This window comes from Granulicella aggregans (assembly GCF_014203275.1).
Taxonomy (GTDB): Bacteria; Acidobacteriota; Terriglobia; order Terriglobales; family Acidobacteriaceae; genus Edaphobacter.
In genome coordinates this window covers 1-21050 of the sequence record NZ_JACHIP010000016.1, presented here as the reverse complement: position 1 = coordinate 21050, position 21050 = coordinate 1, and the positions used below count along the sequence as shown (strand labels likewise).

General features: G+C 55.9%; 18 protein-coding genes and 1 pseudogene. 14 read left to right on the top strand and 5 right to left on the bottom strand.

Going from position 1 to position 21050, the window contains the following annotated elements; all coding sequences use genetic code 11:
- Positions 1–441: 441 nt before the first annotated feature.
- The gene (locus tag HDF16_RS25620; protein ID WP_013579717.1) at positions 442–642 is read right to left on the bottom strand and encodes a cold-shock protein; all 201 of its coding nucleotides are present in this window, start codon (positions 640–642) and stop codon (positions 442–444) included.
- Positions 643–809: 167 nt separating this feature from the next.
- On the opposite strand from HDF16_RS25620, the gene HDF16_RS25615 reads away from it, so the two are divergent.
- From HDF16_RS25615 to HDF16_RS25605, 3 genes are all read left to right on the top strand, one after another.
- Positions 810–1433 (top strand): hypothetical protein, encoded by a 624-nt coding sequence (locus HDF16_RS25615; protein WP_184223010.1) that lies wholly within the window; start codon positions 810–812, stop codon positions 1431–1433.
- A gap of 113 nt (positions 1434–1546) precedes the next feature.
- Positions 1547–1903 carry a PadR family transcriptional regulator gene (locus tag HDF16_RS25610; protein ID WP_184223008.1) on the top strand — a complete coding sequence of 119 codons (357 nt, stop codon included), beginning with the start codon at positions 1547–1549 and terminating at the stop codon, positions 1901–1903.
- Positions 1900–4614 (top strand): ABC transporter permease, encoded by a 2715-nt coding sequence (locus HDF16_RS25605; protein WP_221313182.1) that lies wholly within the window; start codon positions 1900–1902, stop codon positions 4612–4614. Before HDF16_RS25610 ends, HDF16_RS25605 begins: the two co-directional genes overlap by 4 nt.
- A 181-nt stretch (positions 4615–4795) precedes the next feature.
- On the opposite strand, the gene HDF16_RS25600 is transcribed toward HDF16_RS25605, so the two are convergent.
- Positions 4796–7453: an ABC transporter permease gene (locus tag HDF16_RS25600; protein WP_184223004.1), complete on the bottom strand. Its 2658-nt coding sequence runs from the start codon at positions 7451–7453 to the stop codon at positions 4796–4798.
- A gap of 9 nt (positions 7454–7462) precedes the next feature.
- On the bottom strand, positions 7463–7795 hold the full coding sequence (locus tag HDF16_RS25595; RefSeq protein ID WP_348641435.1) for a PadR family transcriptional regulator: 333 nt from the start codon (positions 7793–7795) through the stop codon (positions 7463–7465).
- 123 nt (positions 7796–7918) lie between these two features.
- Between HDF16_RS25595 and HDF16_RS31690 the strand changes: the two genes are divergently transcribed.
- The 8 genes and pseudogenes from HDF16_RS31690 to HDF16_RS30370 all read left to right on the top strand — a co-directional run bounded on the left by HDF16_RS31690 (position 7919) and on the right by HDF16_RS30370 (position 14710).
- Entirely contained in the window at positions 7919–8050 is a 132-nt protein-coding gene (locus HDF16_RS31690; RefSeq protein ID WP_348641439.1) for a DNA-primase RepB domain-containing protein, read from the top strand.
- Complete coding sequence (locus HDF16_RS25590; RefSeq protein ID WP_348641438.1) at positions 8014–8511, top strand: DNA-primase RepB domain-containing protein; 498 nt, start codon at positions 8014–8016, stop codon at positions 8509–8511. Before HDF16_RS31690 ends, HDF16_RS25590 begins: the two co-directional genes overlap by 37 nt.
- 537 nt (positions 8512–9048) lie before the next feature.
- Positions 9049–10071, top strand: a complete 1023-nt coding sequence (locus HDF16_RS25585) for a tyrosine-type recombinase/integrase (RefSeq protein ID WP_221313180.1) — start codon at positions 9049–9051, stop codon at positions 10069–10071.
- The gene (locus tag HDF16_RS25580; RefSeq protein ID WP_184222998.1) at positions 10068–12305 is read left to right on the top strand and encodes a tyrosine-type recombinase/integrase; all 2238 of its coding nucleotides are present in this window, start codon (positions 10068–10070) and stop codon (positions 12303–12305) included. The genes HDF16_RS25585 and HDF16_RS25580 overlap by 4 nt, the downstream gene beginning before the upstream one ends.
- Positions 12299–12766 carry a single-stranded DNA-binding protein gene (locus tag HDF16_RS25575; protein ID WP_221313179.1) on the top strand — a complete coding sequence of 156 codons (468 nt, stop codon included), beginning with the start codon at positions 12299–12301 and terminating at the stop codon, positions 12764–12766. Before HDF16_RS25580 ends, HDF16_RS25575 begins: the two co-directional genes overlap by 7 nt.
- A 189-nt stretch (positions 12767–12955) precedes the next feature.
- Positions 12956–13366 (top strand): hypothetical protein, encoded by a 411-nt coding sequence (locus tag HDF16_RS25570; protein WP_184222996.1) that lies wholly within the window; start codon positions 12956–12958, stop codon positions 13364–13366.
- A gap of 455 nt (positions 13367–13821) precedes the next feature.
- Positions 13822–14088 (top strand): annotated as a pseudogene (locus tag HDF16_RS32180) (DUF1016 N-terminal domain-containing protein); the annotation flags it as partial.
- 55 nt (positions 14089–14143) lie between these two features.
- Complete coding sequence (locus HDF16_RS30370; RefSeq protein ID WP_221313176.1) at positions 14144–14710, top strand: PDDEXK nuclease domain-containing protein; 567 nt, start codon at positions 14144–14146, stop codon at positions 14708–14710.
- A 706-nt stretch (positions 14711–15416) separates the two neighbouring features.
- On the opposite strand, the gene HDF16_RS25560 is transcribed toward HDF16_RS30370, so the two are convergent.
- Positions 15417–16031 carry a ParA family protein gene (locus HDF16_RS25560; RefSeq protein WP_184222993.1) on the bottom strand — a complete coding sequence of 205 codons (615 nt, stop codon included), beginning with the start codon at positions 16029–16031 and terminating at the stop codon, positions 15417–15419.
- Between the two features lie 712 nt (positions 16032–16743).
- Positions 16744–17736: a tyrosine-type recombinase/integrase gene (locus HDF16_RS32175; protein WP_432432287.1), complete on the bottom strand. Its 993-nt coding sequence runs from the start codon at positions 17734–17736 to the stop codon at positions 16744–16746.
- Positions 17737–18025: 289 nt separating this feature from the next.
- Here HDF16_RS32175 and HDF16_RS25550 point away from each other — a divergent pair, with 289 nt between their 5' ends.
- The 3 genes from HDF16_RS25550 to HDF16_RS25540 all read left to right on the top strand — a co-directional run bounded on the left by HDF16_RS25550 (position 18026) and on the right by HDF16_RS25540 (position 21023).
- The gene (locus HDF16_RS25550) at positions 18026–18430 is read left to right on the top strand and encodes a hypothetical protein (protein ID WP_184222989.1); all 405 of its coding nucleotides are present in this window, start codon (positions 18026–18028) and stop codon (positions 18428–18430) included.
- 346 nt (positions 18431–18776) lie between these two features.
- Complete coding sequence (locus tag HDF16_RS25545; protein ID WP_246410121.1) at positions 18777–19523, top strand: hypothetical protein; 747 nt, start codon at positions 18777–18779, stop codon at positions 19521–19523.
- Positions 19524–20825: 1302 nt separating this feature from the next.
- Positions 20826–21023, top strand: a complete 198-nt coding sequence (locus HDF16_RS25540) for a hypothetical protein (RefSeq protein ID WP_184222985.1) — start codon at positions 20826–20828, stop codon at positions 21021–21023.
- Positions 21024–21050 lie beyond the last annotated feature (27 nt).

Sequence of the window (21050 nt, the reverse complement as noted above, 5' to 3'; positions counted from 1 at the left end):
ATGTAGCACCTTCCGGTGGGGTGGAGCCCGCCGGAAGTCATAAATAGAATACGCCTATAATTCTGCGCGTCAAGGACTGGAGGCGATCATGTACGTTACGGACGACAAGCTCCCCGACGACGTTCTCCGAAAAGCGTATGACGAGACTCGGCACGCCCTCTGCTGTTCTGAATGCAACTTCGAGTCCTTTTTCGACCCGAGAACGCCGCAAGCGATCGGAAAGCCCTTGATGGCCCTCGTGCTCCACGATTGCACAGCCGATCACCTGCCAGCCATGCAGTGAGCTTCCAGAGTGCGCCGGCAAGAACCGGCCCACTCCTCCCTTTGCCAGACACCAGGCATCAGCGTAAACGGATAAAGGGATATCGTTTTAGCCGATACGGATAAGAAGAAGAGGACAGCCTAAGCCGTCCCCTCCGGTGATTGAACCGCTATCTGAACTTAGAGCGGTTGAATGTCTGCGGCCTGCCAGCCCTTGGGTCCCTTGACCACGTTGAATTGGACAGCCTGGCCTTCCTGAAGGCTTTTGAAGCCACTGGAGGTAATCGCCGAGTAGTGGGCGAAGACATCCTCGCCATTCTGACGGCTGATAAAGCCAAACCCCTTAGCGTCGTTGAACCACTTCACTGTTCCCTGTTCCATGTCTTTTCCTTTGGCGGTGCGAAATTACCGTCGAGATCGAGTCGGAGACCGAACGTTTAGTACAGGACCAACAGTTCTCTACTTCGGTGTCGAAAGAATAGCATCGAGACGAGGATGCGAAAGCTGATTTCGCCCATGCCGTGCGCCGATGAGGGACCGTTACCCGGATGAACGCATCAACCCTAGCCGCCATCGCGGTCGTCCTTCTGGTCTTCTACGTGGGCGCTCGCTACTGCACGAAGCTTTTCCGCAAGGAGATTTCACCGCGAATCGCCACGTGGATCATCTTCGAGGTCGGGGTCGTGATGAGCCTGGTGTCGTACCTCGCGGGGAACGATCACAGCCTCATCAAGGCCGCGCTCAACGCGGCGGACAGCATCCAGGTGACCGTAATCCTCATATCACTTGTGATCGAACAGGGGGGCCGTCGGATCGAGTTCACTCGGAATGAGCTGGTATCGCTAGGAATCTCATGCCTAGCGGCCCTGGCATGGATGCTTACCAAGACCGGATGGATCGGATTTGCCGGATTCCAGTTGGTCATGTCTGTCGCTTACCTGCCGACACTGGAAAGCCTCTGGCACTGGAAGGCAGGACCGTCTCCGGAACCGATGGAAAAGTGGGGTATCAACGTCCTCATCGCTTTGATTGGCCTTACGGTGGACCTCACAGACCGACATGACTACCTGGCAATGGTTTACCCGCTCCGTGCGCTCATTCTTTGCGTTGTGGTCGCAGTCCTCATCACGCGATGGGATAGGAAAAGCAAAGCCGCACAATTTCCAGCCTGATCACTTCCCTCACCTCAAGTCTTCGAAGTGCAGTCGGGTGAAATGCGATCGTGGCATTCATGACCGAATGCGTAGACACTCTTGGTCCGGAGCAGTAGGATGTCTACATCCTGATGACAGAATCTAAGCGATATCAGAATCGAATTGAACTGATGCAGGGCACGCTAGACATGCTCGTTCTACGAGCACTGTCGCTTGAGGCTAATCACGGATATGGGATTGCCCAAATCATCCGCAGCCGATCCGGTGAGGCTTTCGCGGTCGAGACCGGATCGCTTTATCCTGCCTTGCACCGATTGGAACGCCAGAAATGGGTGAAATCGGAATGGAAGTTGACTGAGAGCAGACAACGAGCGAAGTACTACCAGCTCACGGCATCAGGCAGAAAGCAGCTTGTCACGGACCATGAGCGCTGGCTCCAATTGGTGCGCGCTATCGGAGCAGTCATGGAGCCGGAGGTGCAGGCGTGAGAATCAGGCCCTGGCAGCGAGCAAAGCAGGATCTATCCGAAGAACTCGATTCGCATCTGCGTATGGCCATAGCGGATCGGATTGCGAACGGGGAGGACCCTACACAAGCCCGGGCGGCAGCACTGCGTGAACTCGGCAACGTCTCACTCATCAAGGACGTCACGAGGGAGCAATTGGGATGGGTGTGGCTCGAAAATATGCTTTACGACCTCCGTCATGCCCTGCGACAGCTTCGTCGCTCTCCGGCATTCACGGCCACGGCACTACTTACGCTGGCGCTTGGTATCGGTGCTAACCTGAGCGTCTTTCAGTTGCTGTATTCGATCGTCTTAGCCAATCTACCCGTTCCGCAACCGACCGAAATCGTGCGGGTACACGCTGCGCTTAGCCCATTTGATCAAAGCTGGACCATTTCGTCTCCTGCCTACGAGCGGCTCCGTGCCGCCACGCCTGACATCCCGCTCATGGCAACGGCGTACGCAGATGATGCGACGTTTCAGCTGCCCAACCACTCACCGATCCAGGTCGCTTGCGAGCCTGTTTCCGACAATTACTTCAGCGGACTTGGTGTCCTTCCAGCAGCGGGACGTTTATTTATTGAAGCGGACGAACGTCTCGGACAGTATGAATGGCCTGCGGTACTTCGTTACGAATTTGCACGCCGAACATTTGGGACCGCAGCGCAGGCCGTCGGTCAGCACATACTTCTCAATAAGAAGCAGTTTTTCATCGTAGGCGTCGCAGATCGCAGATTCCTGGGCGATATAACAGGTCGTGCTCCAGACATCTGGTTTCCACTAGCGCTTCAAGCCACCGGTGCATTCGCGATTCCGTGGGACTCGCTGGGGCCGGGCCACGACGTATCACTTGATAAGCCTTGGTATAACCAGCCTACGATCTTCTGGCTCTTCCTCACGGCGCGCATCCCGCCACAACGCCGCGCAGCGGTGATGGCACATTGGGACCATGTCTTTCGCAGTGATCGTGAGTTGATGACCGAGGCAACTGCGGATCAAGCGGCAAAGACCCAACTTCTGGGTGTCAAGACGACCATAGCCCCGCTCAGCGAAAATGGTATGCGGGAGCGATTCACCTCTCCGCTTACGCTGCTGATGGCTCTTTCTGCGTCAATCTTTCTTGTAGGGTGCATGAACCTTGCAAGTCTTCAATTGGCTAGACTGGATGCGCGATCGCATGAACTCGGCATCCGCATGGCGCTCGGGGCAAGTAGGCACAGGCTCATTCGGCAAATTGTTTTCGAGGATGCGCTGATAGTGGCGATAGGCACTGGCTGCGCATTCGCATGTGGCCGCGCCGCCAGCGTCATTCTTATTCGCTGGGCGTCAAATCGCAACGCCATTTTCACCTTGGATCTGCATCTCAGTCTCCCCCTCGCTGCGCTGGGCGTGGGTCTCATGCTGTTGTCTCTGATTAGCTTCAGCATCGTCCCGGCCCTACTATTCATGCGCTCAGGAGTTGCACGAACCGCAGGATCGAGCGCAAGGATAGCCGGCAGCAAGGATACGGCGTGCCAACGCCTACGCTCGAACGTGCTGCTCAGCAGCCAAGTGGGGCTCTCTCTGCTTCTTTCCACTATGGCGGCCTGCTTCGCTGCGACGCTTGTGCATTGGGAGACCGTAGAGGTTGGTATGGATCGCGAGCACGTCTTGACTGTGCGACCCGACTTCCATCAACCCAAATACACTAACCATGCTGAATTGCTGCCTGCGCTTTACAGCCAGATTCAGCAACGCCTGCAATCACTTCCAGGGGTGCGCAGCGCAGCCGTCGAAATGTGCGGCAGCATTCATTGCGGTTGGATTACCTCTCTCTACGTGCAAGGCGGTAGCAACCTGACGGATGGTCAGGTACATGGGCAGGAAGACCATGTCGGACTCGGATTCTTTTCCACGTTGGGCGTCCCCTTCTTGCGAGGTCGCGACTTCTCTTCAAGCGACACCAAGGGAGGGCAGCCTGTGGCAATCATCAGTCGTGCCTACGCTCGTCAACTGTTCGGAGATGCGGACCCCGTTGGGCACATGGTTGGCTATGGGCCAGCACCCGCTGATCACAAGTTCCTGATTGTAGGCGAAGTGGCTGACGCGCGCGTGAACGGGGCTCAGCGCGAGGAGCCGCCGATTGTTTACATGAACATCAATCAGAATCCTGCACCGGTGAACAGCATCCGAGTGCGGACTGTGGGTGATCCAATCGCGCTGTCAGAAAGCGTGCGTCATGCGCTACCTGATGTCGATCCTACTTTAGCTATCGATGAAATTGTGCCTCTATCTGTGGAGCTAAACGGAGACCTCGGGACGGAGACGCTCCTCGCAAGCCTAGCTGGAATCTATGCGGGCCTCACACTGCTTCTTGTCTCAATCGGCTTCTACGGTGTGATGTCGTCGCGTACGAGGCGGCGCAGGAAGGAATTCGGCATACGCCTCGCTCTCGGTGCCACTCGCGCTCACGTTCAGGGGCTGATCCTCAGCCAGACAGGGCGAATCCTGCTTGCGGGCGTTCTGCCGGGCGCAATACTTTCGGTCCTCGCGCTCCGCACGGCAAGTCATCTCCTGTACGGATCAATAAACGCCAATGCTCTCGCCATCATCCTAGCGACCGTTGTGCTCGCGTTGGCTGGCACCTTCGCCACGCTTGTTCCCGCCTCCCGTGCAGCGTACGTTGATCCGTTAGAAACGCTTCGCGATGAATAGACAGTCACATGTTGCCCTGAATCGACTCTGCTCACACTGATAGAAGCGCGTGTGACTGTACGACTGTACTCACCGGAAGTCCATACCATCGCGTTGTCCAACGTGGCAATAATCTCCCGCACTGAGCCTTCCAGGCGGGGTTCTTGAGGTGCCCCCTCCAAGAGGCCGGTAGGGTTCGCCCCTAATCGCGTCGCAATGTCTCGCTCGGGTCAAGGAGACTTGCGCGTCGGCCAGGAATAGCCACCGCTGCCAACGCTGACACAGTGAGCAGACCAAATGTCACGCCCAATACCAGAGCCGAAGCTGCGGAAGCGTGGTAAAACTCCGCACGCAGCAAATATCCCGCCAAAACTGCCCCTAGGAGCCCGGCGGCCAGTCCGGGCGCAATCCATTGTGCTTCCTGCCCAATCAGCAACGCCAGAATCGCCCGGCGCTGCGATCCCAGCGCGAGGCGGATTCCAATCTCACGCTCTCGCACCGAAACTTCGTACGTTATTAAGGCATAGGTGCCCAGGGTGGCTAGTCCGAGCGCCAGCCCGCCGAAGGCCGCTACAACCCACATGAAGAATCGGCGTATCGCCACCGCATGCGCCATCAGCTCAGGCATGCTCTCCACGTAGCGCACGGTGATCCCTGCATCTTCACGCAGAATACGTCGCACCGTCTCATCCAGCTCGCTTGGATCACCAACGGTGCGCAGCATGATCGTCATTGAGGTATCAGGTCGCCCGTCGGCCTCGGGAAGATATAGGTTCGGTATGGGAGCGCGCTCAAGCGAGTAGCTGCGCACGTCACCCACTTCCCCCACTACCGTAGCCCACGCATTCAAACCGCCTGAAAAGATCCGATGGCCGACCGGGTTTTCGCCAGGCCATTGCTGCTGCGCGAGCGCTCGATTCACGATTGCCACGTGGTCCTTGCCGTCGTCTGCATCATTGAATGCCCGACCTCGGAACAGCATCTGGCTCACCGTGTCGAAATACCTTGGAGTCACCGCGAATACATCGGGAGCGTTCGGATTTGCCCGTTGGCAATCCTCCGGATGGACGTCTGAGCAGAAGCCGTACTGGTTAACTCTCCCGCCTAACGGTTTGTCGTTGGCGGCGGCTACCTCCGCGACACCCGGAATTCTACTGACATCGCTCAGGATCTTGCGTAACTTCGCCATTGTCACTGCCGGATCAATACTTGCGCTGTGCTCAGGACCACGCAGATCCGTACTTGCGAAAAGCAGATGATCCGGATCGAAACCAAGCGGCTGATGCAGCAGGATGTATACCGAGGAGACCATCCATCCGGAAACCGCCACAAGCACGAAGGCCATTGCTACCTGGGCAGCCACGAGCAAGTGACCTGCTCTCCGCAGTCCACGCGGTCCACGCGGTGTCGAGCTGGAGCTTGAACTTCCGGATCTCAGATCCTCCGTCAGTCCAGTCCGTCGACCACGAAGCGCCGGCAAGATCGTAAGCAGGATCACGATGACTGAAGACAGAGCAACGGCAAACATTACGACCCGAAGATCGACGCTTGCTTCGTTCAGCCGGGGAAGATTCATCAGCTTACTCCGGCTTGCAAGGCGCACCAGCACGCTCGCCAGCATGATCCCGAGAATCGATCCAAGCGCAACGAGTGTTGCGTTCTCCGTCAGCACCTGTCGAAAGATTCGCAGCGGCCCTGCGCCCAACATCGTGCGTAATGCGAACTCTGACCTGCGACGCATATCGCGCGCCAGCAGGAGATTTGTCAGGTTCGCACACGAGATGAGCAGCAACATCCCGCACGCCGTCAGCGTAGCAAGCAGCGCCGAACGATTCTCCGTTCCGCTGATGAAGTCGTTCAATGGAATTAAGACCGGAGAAAACTCGGCCGGATATTCCCGAGGATACGTTCCGGCAAGATTCTTCTGCGCCAATGAAAGTTCTTCGAGGGCGTTTCCCATCGAGACGCCCGGCCTAAGCCGCGCGACTACTTGGAAGGAGCCATCCCCCCGCCGATCCGGGTGCTTCGCAGGATCGCAGCCGATCGGGGTCAGGATAGACGGTTGATCCAACCCATCCATATCCTCGAGTGGTGCGCGCGATGCGACAACCCCGATGACTGTGTAAGTCTGGTAGTCGAGCTGAAGAGTACGGCGAACAAGAGCATTGCCTCCACCCATCCGCTGCCAGTAGCGCTCCGTCACAATCGCCTGGCCAAAGCAATCCTTCTCATTACCGGACTGAGTAAAATCATGCCCCAGCCGCAAAGGAAGACCGAGCTCGCTCAGAAAGTTTTGTGAGACCAGCACGGCATTTACGCGTCCTACGCCTGCGGATGATTCGATGCGCGGCGACCAGCCGGTATAGGCTGACATCGACTCAAAAGCGCGGCTGCCATTCATCCAGTCCGCGATCGTGGGCAGGCTGAAGGGTTTCCAGGGCTTGGCTTCTACCGCAACTAGCCGTTCAGGATGAGCGAAGGGCAGAGGCTTCAAAATCACGGCATACACGATGCTGTACATCGCTGTCGTCAAACCTAGCCCTATCGCTATGATCAGAAGGCCGGTTATAGCGAAGCCGGGGGAACGTCGCAATTGCCGGACTCCAAAGCGCACGTCTTGCCAAAGTTGCTCGACACCGCTCCCCGCCCGCTCATCCCGCACTGCCTGCTTAAGCTGTTCCAGGCCGCCCACCTCTGCCAGCGTGCTTCGGCGAGCTTCTTTCTCCGTCATTCCCTTTGCCATCTTTTCGTCAGCCAGCATCTCCCCGAACGCGCTTATCTCCGCATCGAGATCGTTTTCTACTTCTCGTTTGTCCCACAGGGTTGAGAAAACCGCTCTGATGCGCCGCCATCCGTTCATCGCTTGCCCCTATGTTGATTTCAGTGCGCTCGCAATGGCTTGCGCAATCGTCGTCCATTCTTCGGTTTCAGTACCGAGCTGGCGATGCCCTGCTTTTGTTCGCCGATAGAACTTCGCTCGACGGTTGTTTTCGGAATTACCCCAGAATGACGTCAACCATCCTGCCTCTTCCATGCGGTGCAGCGCTGGAAATAGAGATCCCGGCTTCACACAGAACGTGCCTTGCGTGATTTGCTCAATCCGCCTTGAGAGCCCCAGCCCGTGAAACTCGCTATCTCCAATCGCTTTCAAGATCAGCAGATCGAGCGTGCCCTGCAACAGATGTGTCTGCCCTTCTCCCACGGTCGCTCCTATTGACATCCGATAGGAGTATGGGCGCGACTCCTACAGGATGTCAATAGGAGAGAAATAATGGCAACTTACTTGATCTACGGCCCATTACCAGCGGTTTCACGATAAACGGCTATCACTCCGTGCGCCGTCGTCGAGACCAGTGCCGGCAACTTCCAGGCGTGGCTCAAGCACCCGGCAACTCTCCCGAAGCTTCTGGGAACCATCGCATCACAGACCTTGGCGGCACGGTACGCGCTGACCTGAGCGCGGCGGCCTGGAGACGGTTCGGACGACTGCCCGGTTTTACAAACTGCAAGCCCAAGTACCGCAGACCTGATGGCCTCTTTCCCTTCGTCCGTCTTAAGAGCTGTAGCGGCGAGCAGTATCCGATGGCCGACACTTTCGTGCAGGAAATTGCGAAGCTGCACGAAGATCGCGAGCAACAGCGTGAAGCAAGACGCCTGCGGGCCTCTCTTTCTCCCCGAAGGGGGACGAGGTTCTCCAGTCTGTCCCTCGAACGGTTCAGGACATCCAGCAAGTACAACGACCGTCCCGCCGCCGCCGACATCGCCTTCTGTGTCGCCGCTTACGCCAATGGCATGGATGAAGCTCGGATTGCACTTGCCCTTGAGGACGACTACCTCTCGCGCGATCCCAGTCCTTCCAAGCGAGCTTCCTACATCCGGAGAACTATGACGAAGGCGAGAGACTGGGCATTACGTTAGCCATGGGTTCTTTGAGTGCCCTTGCCTTCCATTCCCTGAAGCGGTTGAGTTGACTGTTCTAGTTCTGAGTAGGCTGCTGCTACTCGCGCCATGAAGCAGGACAGTTGAACAGGGTAGCTCCCTTCCGGTTTACCTTTCTGTCTGCGTTCAGCGTGCCGCGCTCAAGACACCCACGCCCTTCGGACGCACGCTCTCCTTCCAAGATTCCGCTACGCGCCTCTTCGAGGTGCGGACTCCTGCCCCCAGGCAAGCTGTGGTCCCCTTCCGCAGAACCCTTTCAGTCGCCGAGGGAGTGGGTCGCGACGGCACACCCGTTGGGCAAGCATGTACCGCAGACAGCGGACAAACCAGAAAGAAACGGAGCCAAACACCATGTTATTAGTTATGTGGAATTGGGGCGGTTTTAGCCAGTGCGATTTGCCGCGCCGCCCCCGGTCTCCAAGCGCCCGATACCGCGAGTGCAACGATGGGTTGGCTGCCGACGAGTGGCCGAGCAGGCGCACCCGGTCGGCAAGTCACGCCGAGGAGAAGAACCGAGTGAAGTCCAACGAACTCATCAGTGAAATTCAGTGGGATCGCGTTCCCCTTGTGGCCGGTCAGAATGATGCGCGCGCATGGCTTGGCTTTCAGGCATGCCGTGGACTGGCCCTCAACACGCTGGACGCTTATGGCCGCAACCTGGAGCGATACCTGCGATTCCTGAGCAAGTGCGATAAGCAACCGCACGCGATCGGGCAGGAGACCGTCGGGGCCTATCTACGCGACCTGGTGAAGCCGTCCGCAACGCCGGAAGAGCCGGTCATTCGCATGGCGAATGCGACGATCCAGCAGCATCTGGCGGCACTGCGGATGTTCTATGACTTCTTAGTGGAAGAGGGGCGCTGTACAAGAAACCCGTACCGCCAGGGTGTAGGCCGTTCGTCACGGTCACTGGTGAGACGCGAGCATAAGCTACCGTCGATCCCGACCGAGGAAGAATGGTGCCGTGTTCTCAGCGAGGCCGCGAAGGAGCCTATTCGCAATCGCCTGATGCTGGCGATGAGTTACGACGCGGGGCTTCGTCGGGAAGAGTTGTGTCTCCTTGAAACGCGCGACATCGATCCGTCGCGACGCACGATCCGTGTTCGCGCCGAGACCACCAAGAATCGCAGGGCGCGTGTTCTGCCTTACTCGGTGACGACGGACGAACTGTATGGCCAGTATCTGGAGCACCGGCGGACTCTGAGTCGCGAGCGCGGGCGGCTGTTCCTGTCGCAGTCGCCTCGCAACCGTGCCGAGCCCGTCTCGATCTGGACATGGTCCAAGATCGTCAACGGTATCGCAAAACGAGCCGGGGCTGCTGGCTTCACGCCTCATACACTCCGGCATCTGTGCCTGACCGATCTCGCGCGAGCCGACTGGGACATCCATGAAATCGCGATCTTCGCGGGCCATCGCAGCATAGAGACCACCATGATCTATGTGCATCTTAGCGCTCGCGATCTGGCGGCCAAGTTCAACGCCACAATGACGCAGCTTCATAAACAGCGGCTGGAAACGATGGGGAGGCTTTTTCAATGATCGCACCCACAACAACAGATACATGGATATGGCCGGTCGATGCAGCGGCATATGATCGCGAGCACACCCTGACTGCGACGGAGCGCCGATTCCTCGCGATAGAGTTGCCGTCGCGGATCAAGACGAGTAAGACTCGGCAGCCATCGCTCGATCCTGTACATCGACTCGCGCGTCCCTTGCACGATGTCTTCGACCACATCGAGTTCAAGGGGCCGAAACGCCGCTCCCTGGTCTTTTATCTGCTGGAAGAGATGGGGCGCCGTGACCGTGCTCTGTGGGCATGGACGGATGAAGAGTGGATGGAGCTTGTCGAGTGTCGTCGTTATGACGGCAATCGCATCATTGCGACGGCCTATCTGCTCCGGGGTTTTGATACGCTTGCCAGCTTCCCCAAACGGCGGCATGTCTTCTCCTGTCTGGCGCGCCGGGTCTTCGGGTTCAAGATGCTCGCGGCAACTGAGCGAAAGATCAAGGCCAGACTGCGCGAACTGGGGTATCGCGCGCGCACGCTGCGGTTGATGCCCTTGACACTGGCCCAGTTGCTGCTGATCGCACGATCACCACGCATGGAAGACATCACCGAGGTATCTCTGCTCCAGGTGCAAGAGCGAAGCGGCACGATTGCGTTGGAAAACTGCGTGATCGCGTTCTCTCGCCTGCTGGCATCGGAGGGAATCATCGACGAGCCTGTACGCCGGCTCGGTTTACAGCCGAAGATGATAGACGGCGCGCAAGAGGTACTCGTTGCCGATGTTCCACAGGAATGGGGCCGTCTGACGCGGTACTGGCACGACACATCGACACTGGCACCACGCAGTCGGCTTCGCATGTACTACCGACTTCTGACGGTAGGCCGTTGGCTCCAGGCGACGCGTCCCCATATCGAGAGCCCGGTGCAGTGGAATCGTACCGTAGCGTCCGAAGCTGTGGCGATGTCTGTGAATCTGAAGTGCTGCGAATGGTCGCTCAGCACAACGGCGAGCCGCTTTCCTAACTCCGGCAAGCCCATGCAGGCGAACAGCAAGGTCGACATCCTCTATTCGCTACGAACCTTCTTCCGCGATCTGCAGCACTGGGAGATCATCCCGCGGTCTTTCGATCCCCATGTCGCGTTCCGTGTTCCGCGATCTCTACGTGCGCTCATAGGCAGCGATCCCCGTGTTCTGGCGGACGACGTATGGGCCAAGCTGATCTGGGCCGGGTTGAACATCACGGCAGCCGACCTGTCTTCTCAGGGATCCACGGCGAGCAATGGAACTCACTACTATCCTCTGCCGTTGGTGAAAGCGTTATCGGTGACATGGCTCTTCGCTGGACTGCGCTGGGACGAAATCCGCAGACTTCGACTGGGCTGTATCCGTTGGCAGGAGAGCGGGCAAGAGAAGGCTCCGGACGAACGCGTCTGTCTGCTGTCGGTCCCGGTCAACAAGACGAGCACGGCGTTCTCAAAGCCTGTCGATACGGTCGTGGGCCAAGTCATCGAGGCCTGGGAAAAGGAGCGGCCCTCACAGATGAAACTTATCGACCTGAAGACGGGCGAGTTGGTCGAATACCTGCTCGCGTATCGATCCAAAGCGCTCGGCTATAACTACCTCAACAAGGTACTGATCCCCGCGCTGTGCGCCAAGGCGGGAATCCCAAATAAAGATCTCCGTGGCCGCATCACCAGCCATCGCGCGCGCAGCACCATCGCCACGCAACTCTTCAATGCGCGTGAACCAATGTCGCTGTTCGAGGTCCAGGCATGGCTGGGGCATAAGAACCCGTCTACCACGCAACACTATGCAAAGCTGAATCCGTCGAAGCTGACCAAGTCGTACGAAAAGGCAGGCTACTTCGAGCGAAACATCCGCGCGATCGAAGTGCTGATCGATCAGGATGTAGTGCGCAAAGGACTGGCGGCCCAGGAGTCGTGGAAGTTCTTCGATCTCGGGCACGGATACTGCACGTACGACTTCTTCGATCAATGCCTTCATCGCATGGCCTGTGCCCAGTGTTCGTTCTATGTGGCGAAAGAATCCACGCGCGCGCAAATGCTTGAAGCCAAGACCAATCTGCTGCGCATGCGACAAGAGATCCCGCTATCGGAACCCGAGCTGGCGGCGGTCGAGGACGGTCTGGCAGCTTACGAAAAGCTCATCGCAAACCTTCAAGATGTGCCGACTCCAGACCGTCTTCTGCAAATCGCACCGGCGCAGTCCCTGCCCTCAAATGAAAGCGAGAAACAATGCTGACCCAACCCATCGTTGCACTCGCGGTATCGGGCGCTTGGAGACCGGGGGCGGCGCGGCAAATCGCGCTGGCTAAACCGCCCCAATTCCACATAATCAACAAAGTCATCCTCATCGGCCGCCTCGGACAGAACGCAGAAGCCAAAACCGCTCAGAACAAGAACGAGTACGTCATCCTCAACATCGCTACCCAGGAAAGCTGGAAGAACGACAAGGGCGACTACGAGAATCGCACCGAATGGCATCGCGTCTATGCCTGGAGGAATCTCTCGAAGTTCGCCAAGACTCTCCAGCAGGGGCAGCTCATCACTCTGGAAGGAATTCTCAGGTATCGCGAAGTCGAAGATGAAGTCGAAGGAGCGAAGTTCAAGCATCGAATCGCAGAGATCCACGCCATCAGCATGAAGCGGCTCTCGAAAGTTGAGGCCGCTGATGATCCTTCGGACGGGGCCGACGACGAATAGTCGTCGACCATGTGGGCGGAGCCGGTTGGCTTCGCCCATTTCCCTCCCCCGATTCTTTACGACTTGGTCTCTGGATCGTTCACTCTGTACTTGGCCTGCACGAGTAGTTTGCCGAACCCTGTCCGCCACGCTCCGTTGTAGTCATCCACTCCCAGGTCTGTTCTGCGGTTATTCTTATCTCGAGGCGAAATGAATACACACGAGATATTAGAAGCCATCGATACACAGATCGCGCAACTGCAACAGGCTCGAGCCCTACTCTCTGATGCCCCTGTAGCCGCTCAAGCCATCACCGCAACAACAAAGCCGAGCGGGAAGCGACGCGGTCGGCCCAAGGGATCAGTCGCAAAGAAGCCTGAAAACATCGCTTCAACGCCGGCAAAGAAAGTAAGAGCCACCATGAGCGCTGAAGGCAAAGCGCGGATTGCGGCGGCACAAAAGGCCCGTTGGGCAGCGCTCAAGAAGAGCAGCAACGTCGCAAAGCCCGCTACAAAGAAGATCGCGGTGAAGCAGAGTAAGACCGTCGCGCCGGCGAAGAAGGCCGTCGCCGCTAAGCGTGCGCCTGCCGTTAAGTCTGTCGCGCCAACGAAAGAAGCCTAGAACGTCATCTCCGGTACGGTGTCGGTCGTCCTTGTCACCACCCCTAAGCGCGTTCATTTCGAAGTTCGCTTCCTCACGGGGGTGAATGGCGATAAGAACGCGGCTGTCTTAAGACATTTGTGAGAAGGCTTGCTATTCCCACTCGGTGGCGGATTCCCATTCGTCAAGAAGGCCCGGGACCCTGCGGCGAGTGGGAAGCGTTCCCGGCGTGTATGAGTGCGGCAGGATAATGGACGAGGTCCACCCGGCTCAGTGAACGAGCCCAGCTGAAACTCCTATACTTCGTTATGGCCGCAGCACTCAACCCTCTCGATTTGTTGAACGGTATTCGATCGTTGATCCTGTCCGGGCGTCAGTCAGCGTCGAGGGGTATCAATTTCCTCCAGGTTTATACGACCTACGAGATTGGCCGTCGGATTGTGGAGCAGGAATAGCGGGTCGCAGACCGTGCAGAGTATGGAAAGCAGTTGCTTATGGAACTGGCGGAGCGCCTTACAGCCGACTTCGACAACGGGTTTTCGCGAAGCAATCTTGAGTACATGCGCCGGTTTCACCTGACGTACCCCAACCGTGGCCGAGAGATATCCCAGACAGTGTCTGGGAAATCGGTCGAAGAAGAGCGCAGGGCCGCTCTCAGCTGGTCTCATCACGTCTTCCTTTTAGGGCTTAAGGAAGCAGCCCAGCGCTCGTTTCACGAGATAGAGGCCTCGGAACAAGGTTGAACACTGCGCGAACTCAAGCGCCAAATTCAATACAGCGCTTTACGAGCGTCTGGCGTTGAGCACAGATCAGGCATCGATCCGAGAACTGTCCCGGCAGGGACAACTGATCGCCAAACCTCAAGATCTGCTGAAAGAACCATACGTGCTCGAATTCTTAGGGCTGGAGGAGAAAGTCAGCTACTCGGAATCGGACCTTGAAGCAGCCATAGTTGACCACGTCGAGCGGTTTCTTCTTGAGCTGGGCAAGGGTTTCCTATTCGAAGCACGCCAGAAGCGATTCACGTTTGACGAGGAACACTTCTTTGTCGATTTGGTGCTCTACAACCGCCTGCTTCATTGCTACGTCTTGGTCGATTTGAAGATTGGCAAGCTGACCCACCAGGACCTCGGCCAGATGCAGATGTACGTCAACTACTTCGATCGCTTTATGAAAACCGAAGCCGAACAATCTACGATCGGCATCATTCTCTGTAAATCAAACAACGAGGCGCTAGTCGAGATCACTCTTCCCAAAGACGCCAACATTCATGCCCGGGAGTACCAACTCTATCTTCCCAGCAAGGACGAGCTTCAGCAAAAGCTCAAGGAATGGAGCGCGTCACAAACGACCGACAATTCTTGACAGCCCTTGTTCTTTGCCAAACGGTTGTGGGGTTTCGCCAAAGCCTGCTAATCGAACCCGCGCCCAGCAGCCTGACATCCAAATCGTGCATCGGGTGCTGGATGGTCTTGTGCGGCTCGATTACACTTGCACTAAATTGCGACCACACGGTTGGCGCGGTAAAAGTCTCACCTCCAGCATGCAACAATTCGGAGCGCGAACAGCGGGCGCGAGTGTGGATGTCCTCGTCAGCGAGTGATGGATCATCAAGAGTGTTTCGGGGTTCGCCTGCGATCAGATAAAACCGCATCCTTCAGCGCATGAAGAAACCTCACGTCTGTCTCGATTAGCGAAAGTGCGGCGCGTACGATCATGCTGTCATTGGCTCGAATCCCATGTTCGGTGGAAGCGTAGCCGCTGAGCTGGCGTAATTTAGTCAGATCCTCCGGGTAGAGGTAAACCGTATTTCGGGATGGCTTCAGTGATGGGGAGAGCGGCTTTATGGGCGCACTCGACAACTGCGGACGAGCCGCCTGAGGCGGCGGCGCTTGGATGGGGGCTGGATCGTTGTTGCTTGTTCCTAAGTTACTATCCTGACTTCCTGAATCTTCCTGGATCGTAGACGACTCAGCGTCTACTCGTTCGGTAGTCGCTGCTTTTAGGCCAGCGAGTGGGTCGTTGTGAATAGCCTGAAGAGGGTTATATTTTGCTTTTGCCATGGGATCGGTTACGCCCTCGCTTGTTCTTTGCTTCCCTGCTCCAGAGAAGAAGTTTGTGGAAGACTCACGATTTCCAAAGCCAACTTTCCCGCGAGCGCCTGAGCGCTGCGATCAAGTACGTTCCAGCCGCCTCCCCCCACAAAATGAGCGAAGACCTGCCGGTCTGGTATTTGAGTCTTGAGTGCTTTGATTTTCAGGGCCGCAACTGAATCGTCTACGCTACGGGCCAGGATGGTTCCAGATTTCACACGATTGATGAGCACGCGGACAGCCGCGCGGGGATTTGTCTTCTCGGCGAACTCCACCGCTTCGCTGACCTCCCAGAAGTCAACCACCGTCTGGCCGGTCACGATGATAATTACATCTGCTTGTTGGACAGCAACCAAGCTGGCCGCGTGCTCGAGATTGGGAGGGGTATCGAAGACGATGTAGGTGTATTGGCTCTTCGGTACAGCTATCTCCACCTCGGAGCCTGAGTGCCGGATGCTTTTTGTGCTTGAACCCTGTTTGTCAAAGTCCTGTAAGGCTACATGGTTCCCAGCCTGCCTCAAAGCTTCTGCAACGAGGAGGCTTGAGGTCGTCTTCCCTGCCCCACCCTTTTTAGCCAAGAACGCGATTTTCAAGTCTTACTCTCCTAACCGCTCAACATCATACTCTCATACTGTAGGCCGCAGGCAGCCGTTTGGCTACGTAGGCCTCTGTGTGAGGTACCTACTCTCACACTCTCCAATAGAGTTAGTGAAACTGCTTTGACAGTGATTGTGTGGCCGTGATCGATTGCAGCGCTTTTGCCGTATGTGTGAGAGTAGGAGATTACGCGTAGACAACCTATCTCAACTCGCCTCCAGATGTATGACAGTATGACACTCATACGTGTCCCCTGACGGGTGACTGGCGGCGCGCCAGAGCATTTCCCGATAAAGCGGGCTCCAATCAAGAGAATTGGCTACACAAACCTCTGTATGAGGTACCTACTCTCATACTCTCCGACAACTCTCTGCAGTCCCATATTGACGATGCATGCAGGCGTGATCGACCTGCCATGCTCTTTCGGCCGTGCGTGTGAGAGTGGGAGACTGAGTCATACGGCTTACGCTCATTTGCCGCTAGTATGACAGTAGGACACTCATACCTATTAGGGACGGATATTTGGCGAGTTTCTGAAGCATTTCTCAATTAGCGGTGCTCCGCATCAGGAGTATCGTATGAGAGTCACACAGTACGTGTCTCTTACTGTACGATCATGTGACACAATCTGTACCGACTTATGCATCCACTGCTTAGCCGAATAGCCTAAACATGGGATGGTTCTACGACCATATGAGAGTAGGACTGTCACACTGTAGGGGCGCAGATCAAGTCTGTTATAGCTCTTCCAAATCCGTCAGTTTTGCCGAGATACCGTTCCGTAGTTTGGATGGATGAATGCCCTAAGAGTTCCTGTACATCTTCTAAGGCAGCGTTGCCGCTTCGGCAAAGCCGTGCGCAAGTTCGGCGAGCATCATGCGGTCGGAAGGTGTTATGCCCACATAAAGTTGCATAGTGTGACAGTATGATTTTCACACTCTCCTCAGACATTTGTTGGCTTCCCAGCTTCCCGTGGCGGGAGATACTCCGGAATACTGCGCCTTGCACAATCTGTGTAGCCAGTAGCCAATCCACGATTGCCAGTCTCACCCACTCCGGAAGGCTGATATTGCGAATCTTTCCGCCTTTACCGCGGAGCCCAATAAGGCCCCATTGGCCGTCTCGTTGCTGCATCGTCGCGACCTGAAGTTCAACGAGTTCTCGACGACGAAGAGCAGTGGCGAAGAGGACAGCGACAATTGCATAGTCACGCTTCCCGCGAATAGATCTACGGTCTACAGATTTCAACACTACGTCTACCTGAGATTTCTGCAGCCAATTGCCGATCCTTGAGCCAGATTGCTTTTCTCCACGAATTCGACGGATCGCTGCAGCTTCATTTTGATCAAGTATCCCCGCGTCGGCGGCCTCTTGTGCAAGCGCACGGACAGCAGCCAACCGAAGGTTTACCGTGGCAGGCGAGTATTTCCGTCCCCACTCGCCGTTCTGCTGCCGTTTGCTGGAGCCAATCAGGTCATCCTTGTATTGAAGAACGCTCAACCGTGAGAATCTACCATCGCCCTTACCAGAGCCGCACCAGGTGAAGAACTGGAGGAGGGAAGTACGGTAGGCCCGACGCGAGTTCTCAGCCGTAAGACTGCGTTCGACCCCTTCAAGCAGCCTAAGAATGGCCGGAGGCGGATTGAGTGTCTGCCAAGAGCCAGGGAAGTGGGAGGCGGGATGGAAGAGTGCAAGTTCCATGTTTTCTGCGTCCCAGCATACCTCACTTTGGATAACGTACATTATCAAAAGTCAGAAACATCAGTTTTAGTGGTAGGTCTATATTGCGCTTACGCGCAATAATAGATGAGGAGGCCCGCTGATCGACTGGATCCGGGGACGGAATTTGGCACGTACCTTATCGTGGCTCGATCGACTGGGATCAATCTTGCGCGTAGTTTCGGAATCTTCACGGTCACACTATGACCGAAAGGACCTGCAACGCCTTTTCGCCATCCAGGCCAGATCTGCGCAACATTTGATCGCGACGATGCCTAGTGTCGCGGTGGGGCGAGCCAGGCTAGTGGAGAGGGAAGAGCTGCTCCGGTTGTTGACCTGCCTTTACGAGGCCGCCGATCCGACCGAAGCATATGCAAAGTTGCGGGGAGCCGGCGGTCGCCGGGTTCGCCGACAGATTCGCACCCTCTCGTTGCAGGACAATCACGCTGACTTGGATGCGCCGCCGACCGGACTAAGCCTTTGCCGCGGAGAGCTCAAACTTCAATTTCAATCTCTAGAACAACTTGCTGAAATCCTCGTCTACCTCGCAACGATTCTTAGAGATGATGTGGCAGCGTTCGCGTCGCGATATGAACCTGTCGTTGATCTGGAAGAATCTGCGGCAGAAGCAGCGCTCGCAAAAGAAATGGACTACTACCGATCTTTCCTCAAATAAGGCGAAATTCCAACGTATAGTATGAGTGTATGAGAGTCCTACTGTCGTCAAGCACCTGCCTCCTCGCGGAAACACTTGCTAGAGTAAGTAAGTTCAGAAAAGGTCTTGTATGAGCCAAATGGTCATAGAACGGAAAGGCCGCGATTACGCCAAGGAGCGCAAATCGGCTATTGAAAGCTCTGTCGACCGCGTTGTCGCCCTTCGCGACGACCGCGACACCGGCGTGCTCGGCGATGAAGTTATCAAGATGGCGCAGGCCCTCATTCTTTGCACTCTTCCATATAGGCCCACTGAAGAGAGGCAGGTCGTGCGATCAGCCAGGCTCAGCGACGGATCAACTCTTCGCGTGACCTTCACGGCAGGAATCAATGGCATCGGAATGGCCTTCGGGAATGACCGGCACCTGATGGCTTGGCTTTTTGATAAGGCAATCAACTCTGACACAGCTTTCGTAACGATCAAGAGCGCAAGCGACTATCTTCGAGAGACAGGCAAGAGCCGCAACGGGGATCGGGTAAAAGAGTTGGCGGCTCGCCTCAGCCGCCTGACCGGACTCGTGATTGGCATCGAACGTAGGTCGAGCGGATCGACGCAGACGGTGATGCTTCCGATGATCGCTTCGTCCAATTTACCCAACAATTTGACCGTGCAGTTGAAGGCGGAAAGCAATGGGCAAAAGTCGATTCCAGGCTTAGAAAACCCCTTCGGCATCCAGCTTGAAGAGCGCTTCTTCCAGGATATAAAGAAGCATCATGTCGCCATTCCTCGTCGCCTGTGGATGCAGCTTCAGGGTCAAAAGGGAGGGCCGCAGCTCCAAGATCTCCTCACTTTTTTTGTCTACCGTTGCTACTGCGCTCAGAGCGAAACCGTCATTCCTTGGTCCGGCTTAAGAGAGCAGTTTCCTCAAGATGACACGAACCCCCGCCGGTTCAAACAAAGCGTGAAAAAGGCGATACAACAGCTCCGAATCCTCTGGCCCGAGATAAGAATCGATGTGGTTAAGGAGGGCGTTTGGGTGGACCGAGCCGTTCAGCCCTTGCTCCCAGACGACCCAACTAAAAAGAGAATAAGGCGCCTCAGCGCAGCGAATTAGCTGAAAAAGTGGACCCTACACGTACAGAATTTTTCGCTTCAATTCGCGACCATATGGACCCTCCGCGTACGGCGGAAGAAAATTCACCACATTTGATCGCTTTGTCGTCTAATCGGACCTTCCGCGTACGAAAACGGACCTTCCGCGTACGCCCAAGAGCGACGAACATCTGCCTACATGTCCGGTTTGCTCGAGAAACGGACCTTCCGCGTACGGCCCGATCCAATTTGAGACTGTTTCTTTCCACAAAAACCTAAGAAAACCGCTAAAACCCGAAGACCTTCCGCGTACGATCGGGCGGACTTCCCGCGTACAGCAGCTGGACCTTCCGCGTACAAACTGCAGACCCTCCGCGTATTTCCACAGGACCTTCCGCGTACCCTTAATAGGAAGCAAGAGAAGCATGTGTACTTGAGATCAAGTGAAATTCAGGAGTCGATACCTGTGGAGAAGACGCAAAACAGAAGCAGGGACAAGCAACTGCAAAAGCTCCCTAATGAAAGCAAGAACAAGAAAAAGGCATCCCTCACATCGAGAAAGACTGCGGGGCAGAGCAGAAAGTGCCCTACAACGCATTTAGAACCCAAGCTGCACCCCGGAGCCCCAAGAATGGCTATCCCGTGCGCCCAGCGAGCCATTTTAGGTTGATTTCAAAATTTGCCCCGATTGACTTGGGACGAACTCGTCGCCACACAGCATTCTGGCGAATACACCCTACTATCCAGCCACTTCACCACACTCTTTCAGGCCGGATGAGGCACAATAATCGCGTGTACGCGGAAGGTCCGTTTTTGATTGAAATTCGACAGTCGGAACCTCTTGCACTCAAGAGGCAAACTCGAACGAACCGATTATCAAAGTCCGTCCGCTGGCGAATCGTAACTAGAGCGTATTTCCCGGTCGTCAAACACCATTCGCCAACGTGTTAAATTGCTCCGCGAACTCGTAAAACCTCGACCACGCGCTTGAGCTTTATCTGATCGTTGACCTGAGCATTATCTTGCCGAATCTCATACACAAACCCAGTGTCCCAGGATTCGGAGTCGTCAGCATGCCACCGGCAACATCTGCGTCTCTTGATGGAATTCCCCAACTGCTAGATCTGTTTTCAGGTGCGGTTGCACTGACGGCAATGCGCTCCCTCCAGAACTCTTATGGATCTGCACACTTACCAAGGTAAGGCTGTTTCATTACGAAGGGGGGAATCTCTCTTGCTAATCAATTTCTTGGGGGAACCTAAGTTGTTATCTTGGGACAGATCGCTAATGTGAAGAGTTGTGTGGGCCCAAACTGATGTGTTTTGTGAAAATTGTTCCATTTGTGTTGACAGAGAAGAAGTATGCAGAGATTGCAATCGAGGCGTTCAACAGGACCATGGATGATCTCGTCATCCGTCGGATTCCTATTCTCAATTCAGGCGTGGAGTCTGTCCAAATCGATCATGTCGAAAATGCAGAAGAGATACTGAAAGAGTTCGACGAGACTCCAGAAGACGATTAGCTGAGTTTCTCGTGGCCGGCAGTCTTC